This is a genomic window from Segeticoccus rhizosphaerae, from assembly GCF_009192725.1.
Lineage (GTDB): Bacteria > Actinomycetota > Actinomycetes > Actinomycetales > Dermatophilaceae > Segeticoccus > Segeticoccus rhizosphaerae.
On record NZ_VOHR01000555.1, the window covers coordinates 1 to 1,353 of the forward strand.

1 protein-coding gene is annotated in these 1,353 nt (G+C 73.2%); it reads right to left on the reverse strand.

The features are described from left to right. Nucleotides 1–1,250 (reverse strand): oxidoreductase (locus FRW57_RS21595; protein WP_476748667.1); only part of this gene is annotated, 1,250 nt, incomplete at its 3' end. Between the last annotated feature and the right edge of the window lie 103 nt (nt 1,251–1,353).

Here is a 1,353-nt window from a genome sequence, read left to right on the forward strand (position 1 = left end):
AGCTCGGCTGCCTGCTCGAACAGCACGACCCCCGCGCCCGCCAGGGCCAGGCCACGGGCGGCGGACAGCCCCGCCGGGCCGCCACCCACGACGGCGAAGCGCCTCCCGACGCCGGCTGCACTCGGCCTGCCCACCTCCCCCAGCGACAGTTCCCGGGCGGCGCGCGGGTTCACCATGCACGACACGGGTTCGTCGACGACCGAGCGGTCGATGCAGGCCTGGTCACAGGCGATGCAGATGTTGACCGGACGGCCCCGGGCCGAGCGTCCCTTGCCCACCACCTCGGGATCAGCCAGGAACGGGCGCGCCATCGAGACGAAGTCTGCCGCGCCGACGCGCAGGAGCTCCTCCGCCTGGGCCAGCCGGTTCACGCGGTTGCCTGCGATCACGGGCAGGTCGCCGACCGCGGCCTTGACCGCGGCGGCCTCGGCGGCCCAGGCGGCCGGCGGCACGTTCAGCTGCACCGTCGGCACCGGAGACTCGTGCCACCCGATGCCGACGTTCAGCGCATCCACGCCGGCAGCCGCGAGCGCACGTGCGAACCGCTGGGTCTCGGCGGCCGTCGTCGAACCGGGGAGAAGGTCGGCGCCCGACATCCGGTAGATCACGGGGAACCGCTCACCCACGGCCGACCGCACCAGCCGAACCACGTCCAGGGGCAAGCGCATCCGTCGCTCGAGGTCTCCGCCGTAGTCATCGTCGCGGTGGTTGGTCAGCGGTGAGACGAACTGGTTGAGCAGGTAGCCCTCCGAGCCCATCACCTCCACGGCGTCGAAGCCGGACGAGGCAGCCGACGCGGCCCCTCGGGCGAAGTCCCCGGCGGTGGTCCGCACCTCTGCCGGGCTCAGCTCTCGCGGCGGGTCCGGCGAGAACCGGCTCGGCAACGCCGACGGTGCGACGGGCGACAGGCCGAACGAAGCTCTCGAGGCGTAACGACCTGCGTGGAACAGCTGCAGGGCCACCAGCCCTCCGGCCGCGTGCACCTCCTCCGTCACCCGGGTGAGGCTCTCTCGGTGTGCCGGCTCGTCGAGCAGGCCGTAGTGGGGCCCGGCGGCGCCGACCCGGCTGACGGCCCAGCCGCCGGTGATGACGAGTCCGGCGCCGCCGCGAACCCGTTCGGTGTAGAACGCGGCGAGGGCACGGCCTCCGTCCGCGTGGTCCTCCAGTCCGAGGTGCATCGCACCCATGACGACGCGGTGCGGCAGCACAAGCCCACCGATGGCGCCGGGCCGCCAGAGCAGGTCAGGCATCCGGGCCCACGCCGGGAGCTCGCTTGCCCCGTTGTTGCAGTGAACCATGGCGACGGGAGTCCCGGTGGGGGTCGCGACGACGTCGATCGCATGGTGCACCTGC